This window comes from Ramlibacter sp., from assembly GCF_036383835.1.
GTDB lineage: Bacteria > Pseudomonadota > Gammaproteobacteria > Burkholderiales > Burkholderiaceae_C > Ramlibacter.
This window is the reverse complement of sequence record NZ_DASVNN010000023.1, coordinates 1-7,701: the sequence shown is the minus strand read 5'-3', so window position 1 is coordinate 7,701 and position 7,701 is coordinate 1. Positions and strand designations below refer to the sequence as shown.

Annotated in this window: 6 protein-coding genes; 1 reads left to right on the top strand and 5 read right to left on the bottom strand. The window is 65.4% G+C overall.

Going from position 1 to position 7,701, the window contains the following annotated elements:
• A partial coding sequence (locus VF522_RS04665; protein WP_330907066.1) for a transposase occupies window positions 1-463 on the top strand: 463 nt, incomplete at its 5' end.
• 150 nt (window positions 464-613) lie between these two features.
• On the opposite strand, the gene VF522_RS04660 is transcribed toward VF522_RS04665, so the two are convergent.
• The 5 genes from VF522_RS04660 to VF522_RS04640 all read right to left on the bottom strand — a co-directional run.
• A complete protein-coding gene (locus VF522_RS04660; protein ID WP_330907065.1) occupies window positions 614-1,198 on the bottom strand; it encodes a hypothetical protein in 585 nt (194 codons plus the stop codon).
• 72 nt (window positions 1,199-1,270) lie between these two features.
• On the bottom strand, window positions 1,271-3,883 hold the full coding sequence (locus VF522_RS04655; protein WP_330907064.1) for an RHS repeat-associated core domain-containing protein: 2,613 nt from the start codon (window positions 3,881-3,883) through the stop codon (window positions 1,271-1,273).
• 298 nt (window positions 3,884-4,181) lie between these two features.
• Window positions 4,182-6,464 (bottom strand): trehalose-6-phosphate synthase, encoded by a 2,283-nt coding sequence (locus VF522_RS04650; RefSeq protein WP_330907063.1) that lies wholly within the window; start codon window positions 6,462-6,464, stop codon window positions 4,182-4,184.
• 22 nt (window positions 6,465-6,486) lie between these two features.
• On the bottom strand, window positions 6,487-7,005 hold the full coding sequence (gene pal, locus VF522_RS04645; RefSeq protein WP_330907062.1) for a peptidoglycan-associated lipoprotein Pal: 519 nt from the start codon (window positions 7,003-7,005) through the stop codon (window positions 6,487-6,489).
• A 166-nt stretch (window positions 7,006-7,171) separates the two neighbouring features.
• Window positions 7,172-7,701: MarR family winged helix-turn-helix transcriptional regulator (locus VF522_RS04640; protein ID WP_330907061.1), on the bottom strand; the 530-nt coding region annotated here is incomplete at its 5' end.

Sequence of the window (7,701 nt, the reverse complement as noted above, 5' to 3'; positions counted from 1 at the left end):
CGGGATGAAGGCGCACATCGGGGTCGACGCCGACAGCGGACTGGTGCACACCGTCACCACCACGGCCGCCAATGAGGCGGATGTTGAACAGGTGGGCGACCTGCTGCATGGCAAGGAAGAACAGGTCTGGGCCGACTCCGGCTACCGCGGCGCTCCAAGCCGGGTCGACCGCGACGATCTGCAATGGAACATTGCGGCCAGGCCCAGCGACATTGCCAAGCTGCCCGAAGGCAGGGCCAAGACGAAGGTTCAGAAGGCGGAGCATCGCAAGGCCAGCATGCGCGCGAAGGTGGAGCACCCGTTTCGGGTCATCAAGCGCCAGTTCGGCCTGGTGAAAGTGAGGTTCCGCGGGCTTGCCAAGAACACCGCGCACGTCGTCACCTTGTTCGCACTGTCGAACCTGTGGATGGCGCGAAAGCAGTTGATGGCGCTGACGGGAGTGGTCCGCCCGAAAGCAGCATGAGGCGAGAAAATGAGATCGAAACTGCCTGAAAACGGTGGATCCGGAGTGGCAATTCGCGTCACGTGCCGAATCAACGTGCCAGCAGTGCGTGCGAATCGGCCTTGTTCAGACCTTCCCTAACGGTCTTCCTGCGACATAGGCAAAGAGATCTCAAAATGGCTCAAAAAGCCGAACGCGATGTTTGATTCCTTTTAGCTTCCCTTCGACAAAATCCAACTCTGCCGTCGAATAAGTATTCGGGATATTAACAACCCACACGTCGTACTTGATCAGTGCAGCAGTATCGGGGCTGCGGCTGTCGGCCGCTATCCGCACCCACCCATTTCCCGTTATGCAGGCGAATGCTTCAAGTGCATTGTTCTGAGTCAGAAGCTGAGTCAACTTGCTTATGAGTTCATCTCTAGTTCGAATCGTTGAAATCTCCGACATTTTTACCGACGAGTCGTGCACTAGTCCTATCGGCCCCTCGGCTGGGTCAAAGTTAAACTTGGCGCTCGCCGAAGTACCATAGTCATTCAGGCAAATACCGGGAGCATCGCTGAGCGCATTTATGCGATCAATGTTGCGGGCGCTAATAATTGGTGACACAGACAACTTCGGCAACACCTCCTCCACGCCGTGCCGTGAAAGCTGTTGGACAACCTCTCCCTTGTTCGCGCCGATCCGTGCGCCGAGCAGTTCGTGTCGATCTAGTGTGATTCCCGTCAAGGCCATGTAGCCCAGGACGAGTACCAACAGAGCTCCGACTGCTAAAACCACTAGAGTTTTGCGGGGCCGGCGTCCCTCTATGCTAGCGTTCTCCACTTGTTACCTCGACCTTGGCTGGGGCGGCCGCCAATTCTGAGCCCGTGCACCTGGAATGCTGGGGAGGGAACCTCCGGCTCGCTCGATAATTTGCTGCGTAGCGGTGTTGGAGTTTGGTCCGAACCTAGCATCGTACTCGCGACCCGAATCGTATGCCGTTGCTTGGCGCGCCACTTCTCGATCAAATGCGGGACCCGAAACACCAGACGGCGGGGGAACTTCATACGATTCAGCTGGGCTCCCCGAATTCCACGCTTCTGTATCAGCCCTATATGTCTCGGCGTTGCTCCCCTGCCTGTATACGGTCCGATTGCCAGCAAGACTGTATTGTCCGTCAACGATCTTCATGCGGATGTCGCAGACATCCTTCCAATGCCAAACAACTACAAAGCAGTGCTTCGAACCCAATATCTTTGCTAAGGGGTGATTGACCGATCGGCAAACCACTGTTGTTTCAAGCCCCGTCGGATCAACGTAGCTCGTGGGGTCACCACTCGCATAGGCAAAAGTATTGATTCCGCCCGCAAGCCCAATCGGGTCGCTCTGGGCATACCGTCCCCATCTGGCTTGGTACTCCCGATGCCAGTTTTGGAACAACCCCGTTTCTGCGTCGAGCACCTGCCCGGGAAATCTTTGATTGAAAGTGAACGTCCCCAGGCTGCTCGGGTTTTGATCGGGCGCCGTGGCTCCGAATGCTTCCGCCGCATCCCACCTCCACACGATGGCATGATCTTGCCTCGTAATCACGCGGGCGGTGTCGATGTGCTCGGCATACAGGTTGTACAGCTGCAACGCCAGGTCCGAGTTGGCCGCCGATCCTGTCTGCTTCATGACTCCGGTAGGCGCCGATCCCAGGTAGATCGTTTCGTACAGCGGATTGCCCGCTGCGTCGTACTCCCCCAGCAGTTGACCGCCCTCGTCAAAGAGGTAGTAGCTCGCTCCGGTGGGGATCAGGTTAGTCGGCCCGCTCTTGCCTGCCCGTTGCTCCAAACCGTTGTACAAATCGTTCACGCTACCAATCGAGGTTGTGACGCTCACCATGCGCCCACGATCATCGTAGCTGTAGGTGTTGGCTCCGTCGCCAGTGATGTGTCCGGCATTGTCGTGGTTGATGGTCGCGGTGCCGCCGACGTCTCCCGCCTGGGTCATCCGGTTGCTCGTCGGTGCGATCGTGTTGGTGTAGGTGTTGCCACCTATCGTCTTGCTGGTGCGGTTTCCGGTCTCGTCGTAGCTGTAGGCGTAGCTGGCGCTGCCGATGGTGGCCGTAATCAGCCGATTGAGGTTGTCATAGGTGAATACCTGATCCAGGCTCGGCACCGCGGCCCCGTTGTTGGTGTGCGTGTAGCCGGTGATCCTTCCTGCCGCATTCCGGTTGATCGTGCGCAGCACGCCAGCAGCATTGCCGATTCCCATCGGATCGCCCAGCGTGTAGCTGGAGATCAGCCCGTTGCTGTCGTAGCCGATGGTCCTGGCCTTTCCATCCGACCACAGCCAGCCCGTGATCTTGCCCTCAGCGTTGTAGGTGATGCCACTCAGCAGCGTGGTCGTCGTGCTGCTGGTGCCCTGCCCGTTGGCATTCACCGGATTGACCGTGATGCCACTGATGCTGCCGTACTGGTCGTAGCTGTAGTTGACCCGGCTGCCGCTCGGATAGGTGATGGAAGTCAGCTTGTCCAGCGCGCTTCCCGTGTCGCCCCAGGTGTAGCCCACGGTGAAGGTCCTGCTGCCGATCACCACCGTCTTGCCGATCACCCGCCCCAGGCTGTCGTGCGTGTAGGTGGTGCTGCCCGATGCGTCGGTGATCCTGGTCAGCTCGCCCGCGGCCGCCGGAGTCGGGTTGGCTCCCCCGTCGTATTCGAAGGCGGTGGGCGTGCCGGTTGGGTAGCTGATGGTCTTGACCCGGTCCAGCGCGTCGTAGGTGTACGTCGTGGTCTTGCCCCGAGCGTCGGTGCTGGTGAGCACGTTGCCCTTGGCGTCGTAGGTGTAGGTGGTCGTTCCCGTGTCGGGACTCACCAGGGTGTTGGTCTGGCCCAGGCCGTTGCGGCTGTAGGTGGTGCTCAGGTTGCGCGGGTCGGCCACGCTGGTGAGGTCGTCGCGGCCGTTGTAGCCGAACTGGGTCACCGTGGGCGTGCTCGATCCGGTGTTGGGCGGCTGCTGCGTCTGGATGCGCCGGCCCAGGCTGTCGTAGTAGAAGAACGTCGACTGGCCGTTGGGATCCACCACCGTGTTGGGCCGGCCCATGGCGTCGTAGCCGTACTGCCAGGTCATGGGCGGCTTGGCGTTGACCGTGACGGTCACGGCCGTGGAGGTGCTGGCAACGTTGTTGGTGTTGCCGGCGTAGCTGGCCGTCAGGCTGTGGCTGCCCAGCGCCAGGCTGCTGGTGCTGAAAGTGGCCACGTCGGCGCCTGTGATGCTGCTGGTGCCCAGGGTCGTTGCACCGTCCTTGAAGGTGACCGCGCCGGTGGGGCTGGAACCGGTCACGTTGGCCACCAGGGTGAGGTTCTCCCCTTGGGCGGTGGCTGCCTTCGAGACCGCCAGGCTGGTGGTAGTCGCCACCGTCTGCGCCTGCGCGCCGAGCGTCATCGCCAGCACTGCCAACACCCCGAAGGTTCCCATGCCCGTGTCACATCTGCGGCGCATCTATCCCGACCCCATGACGGGAAAGCCTGATTGGGAACTCGAGCGAGCGGCAGGAGGAATCGTTGGACTCCGCAGCCGATCATCCGAACGGCCGCTCAAGGTCGGTGGATTTCCTGCAGGATTGGAATCGCTGGAGGGCAAGGAGCGCTACGCGGAGTGGATCTTCGCGATTCGTCTCCAGTAACCCCGTCATTCCCGCGGAGCCGGGAACCCAGGGCCTCCCCGGATGCCATGGGAAGCCCTGGGTCCCCGCCTTCGCGGGGATGACGAAGAATCACTTGAGCCGATTCCGCTCCCGCGCGAACGGCAGCACCGTCACTCCGCTCGCGTGCCGCTGCACGCGGTCGCTCACGCGCTGCCGCAGGCGCAGCCGCCCCGCGTCGCTCAGCATGCGGCCGGCCCAGCGGTACACGTTGAATTCGCGCACCGTGCTGCGCAGCGCCGCCATGCGTTCGCGCTGTTCCGCTTCGGGCATCACGAGCCCCGCGTGCAGCGCGTCGGCCGTCTCCTCGACGTGGTACGGATTGACGACCAGCGCTTCGGTGAGCTCGCGCGCCGCGCCGGCGAAGCGGCTCAGCACCAGCACGCCGCGCTCGTCGTCGCGCGCCGCGATGAACTCCTTGCACACCAGGTTCATGCCGTCGTGCAGGCTGGTCACCATGCAGACATCGGCGGCGCGGTAGAGGCGGTTCACCTCGTCGTGCTCGTGGTGCCTGGCGAGCAGGCGCACCACCGGCACCTGCGCGGTGCCGAAGCGGCGGTTGATGCGCTCCACCAGTGCCTCGATGCGCTCGCGGAACAGCCGGTACTCGTCGAGCGCGCTGCGTGAGGGCGCCGCCACCTGCACGAAGGTGAAGCGCTCGCGCCATTCGGGATGCTTTTCCAGCATGCGCTCCACCGCATGCAGCCGCTCGAGGATGCCCTTGGTGTAGTCGAAGCGGTCCACGCCCACCGCGATGCGATGGTTGGTCGGGATGCCGAGCCGCTCGAACACCTCGGCGCGGCAGCGTTCGGGCGAAGGCCATTCGCGCACGGCGTCGGCGCTCGGCCACTCGATCGAGATCGGATAGGCCTCCACCAGCGTCGGCTCGCCGCCGAAGGTGACGGTGGAGTGCTCGTGCTCGATGCGCGCTTCCAGGTAGCGGTCGACCGTCTCGAGAAAGTTCTTGCAGTGGAACTGCGTGTGGAAGCCGAGGATCGTGCTGCCCAGCATGCCTTCCAGGATCTCGGTGCGCCACGGGCAGATGCCGAAGGACTCCGGATTGGGCCAGGGGATGTGCCAGAAAGTCAGGATGGTCGCGCGCGGCAGTCGCTGGCGGATCAGCGCGGGCAGCAGCGCGAAGTGGTAGTCCTGCACCAGGATCACCGGATCCTCGCTGCGCGCTTCGGCCACCACCGCGTCGGCGAACATGCGGTTCACCTCGCGGTAGTGCTCCCAGTCGGCCTCGCGGAACACCGGCCGCACGTGCGCGACGTGGCACAGCGGCCAGAGCCCCTCGTTGGCGAAGCCGTAGTAGTAGCCCTGCTCCTGCTCCGGCGTGAGCCACAGGCGGCGCAGCAGGTACTCGCCCTCGCCGGGCGGCAGCGCGACGCGGTCGTGGCGGTCCACCGCTTCGCGGTCGCCGCTGCCGCTGCCGTGCGCGATCCAGGTGCCCGAACAGGCGCGCATCACGGGCTCCACCGCCGTGACCAGGCCGCTCGCGGGCCGCTGCACGATGAGCCGGCCGTCGCGCTTCTGGTGCAGGTAGGGCTCGCGGTTGGAGACGACGATGACCTCGTCGCCGCGCAGGTGCGTGCGCAGCAGCGACTGCAGGCGCTGGGCCGTCCAGCTGGTTTCGGAGGCGGCCTGCAGGCGCCGGTATTCGTCGTCCAGCTCGCGCAGGCGTTCGCGGAAGTCCGCCGCCAGCGGCGCGATCTCCGGGTGCGCCGCCTGCATCGGCTGCAGCAGGCCCTCGCCGCGCAGCAGCGCGCGGGCGCCCTTCACCCAGCCGCGCCAGCTCAGTTGCGCGACGATCAGCGTGACGAGCGCGATCGCGACGCCCAGCACGGTGATCAGCAGGATCAGGTAGCGCCGCGTGTCCTGGCTGCGGCGTTCGATGAAGCTCAGGTCGTGCATCAGCACGAGCTGCCCCACCGGCCCCGACTCCGCGGTGATCGGATGCAGGCTCACGTGCACCGGCCCGCCGTCGACGCGCAGGTTGGGGTCGCGCTGGCCGGCGACTTCGGCCAGCTGCGCGCAGTCGAGGTCCTTGGGGAAGCGTTGCGAGTGGCGCTGCAGCTCCCCGGAGGGCGAGCACCAGCCCATGGCAACCAGGCGTTCGTCCTGCACGGCACGGTCGAAGATGGCCTGCAGCTTGCGGCCGCGCGCGTCGTGCAGTGCGTCCGAGACGGATTCGGACAGCGCGCTGGCCACCAGCGAGCCGCGCATGTCGAGGTCGCGCGCGAACCAGCGCAGCGTGAGCCGGTCCATCAGCGGCACCGCGAGGTAGGCGGTGCCGGCGAGGATCACCAGCAGGGGGATCAGGAAGCGCAGTTGCAGCCGAAGCGTTCGCAGCATGGGGCCTCCCGGCGGTCAGGTTTCAGCGATAGACGATCTCGGCGCGACGATTGTGCGACCAGGCGGCCTCGTCGTGGCCCGCATCGGCGGGTTTTTCCTCGCCCAGGCTGGTGGTCTCCACCTGCGCGTCCGGCACGCCCAGCAGGTGCAGCGCGCGCTTGACGGCTTCGGCCCGGCGCTGGCCCAGGGCCAGGTTGTATTCGCGGCCGCCGCGCTCGTCGGTGTGCCCGGCGATCGCGATCGTGCGGCCGCGCTGGCGCGAGAGGTAGCGCGCGTGCGCGTCGATCGCGGCCTGGAACTCGGGCCGGATGGCGTCGCTGTCGTATTCGAAATAGATGGTGCGCGCGGCGCCGGCGGGACCGTTCGCATCGGCCCGTGCGGTGTTCGCGACGACGGGTGCGACCTGCGAGGCCGCGCGCGGCGCGGTGGCGGCGGGCGTGGCCGTGCCGGTGGTGGTGCCTGCGGCGGGTTCGTCCAGCTTGGTGCTGGCGCAGCCGGCCAGCAGCGCGCCGACGGCGATGGCGGAGAGGAAGTGCTTCATTCGGTGTGGATCTGTCGGGAAAAGCGTCCCCCCGCGAAGGGGGGACCAAGAGCAATTTCCGGTCGCTCGCTCGTGACGGCCGGGTGGCCGCACCGCGCCATGATATCCATTTGTACAAATCTTCCGAGCGAAGTCCGGCGCGCCCGGGGGCATCCGGGGGAAAGTCCTAGGACTGCTTGTCGCCGATCGGGACGTTCTTGCCGCGCGCTTCGGGGCCGAGCTGCCGGATGACCTCGGCGAGGTCGCGATCGAGCCGCGCGAGCGTCTGCGCGTCCAGCTGCATGAGGGCCTCCGGCAGGATGCCCGTGAAAGGCCGCGGCGCGCGCGACAGGGCCTTGCGCCCCTTGGCGGTGACGCGCAGCTGCACGGCGCGCTTGTCCTCGCCATCGCGGCTGGTTTCCACCAGGCCCGCCTCGACGAGGCCGCGCAGCAGGTTGCTGGCGGTCGACTGGTGGATGTCCATCGCCCGCGCGACACCGCCGGTGCCCACGCCCGGCTGCGCCTGGATCACGCTCAGCGCCCACAGCTGCGCGCCCGGCACACCGGTCGCGCGTTCGACCGCGCGGAAATGGTTCTTCACCGCGTTGAAGACGATGCGGAAGCGCCGCAGCACCCTGGCGGCGGACTGCGCCTGGTCCTCGGGCGGCGGCTTCTTGGTGTTGGTGGAGCTGGCCATCGCGCGGAGGGAGAAGGAAG